At 30.8% G+C, this 438-nt stretch carries 1 protein-coding gene; it reads left to right on the top strand.

Annotated features, from left to right (window positions below):
* Positions 1-377, top strand: a 377-nt coding sequence (locus tag IU405_RS09365; RefSeq protein ID WP_197438349.1) for a hypothetical protein, incomplete at its 5' end; no start/stop codon positions are given.
* Positions 378-438: the final 61 nt, after the last annotated feature.

Genomic DNA, 438 nt, shown 5'->3' with positions numbered 1-438 from the left:
CATTAATATTTCTGTCATTATTTAGCTTTTCATTTTCTCAGGAAAATAAAAAACCTTACCTCTATGGTGTCCCTCCAGATCCACCTTTCCAGGAAGCTGAAGCAACTTTAACGCAGTTTGTTACTGATGGGTGTTCGTTATTCGATAAAAAGCTTGTGGGTTATATAATTAATAATGGACATGACTATACTTTGGTTCAAGATGAAAATGGTGTTAGACATAAATGTTATATCGGTACAAATTTAACATCAAATTATGATAAGAGTATGTTGAAATACATTTTGATTCCTGGAAGGAAAGTTGAAATCAAATTTGAAATCTGTGGTAGTGGCGGTTTCATCTTTGTTATGCACATTAAAAACTTAAAAAGAAAATAATAGTATTCGTCGGATCCTGGTAATGTTCACCAATATAATTTTATAATAATAACTTTAACTG

This window comes from Polaribacter sp. BAL334 (genome assembly GCF_015767435.1).
Taxonomy (GTDB): Bacteria; Bacteroidota; Bacteroidia; order Flavobacteriales; family Flavobacteriaceae; genus Polaribacter.
Note: the sequence above shows the minus strand (reverse complement) of the source record. Positions and strands in the feature narration are given on the sequence as shown.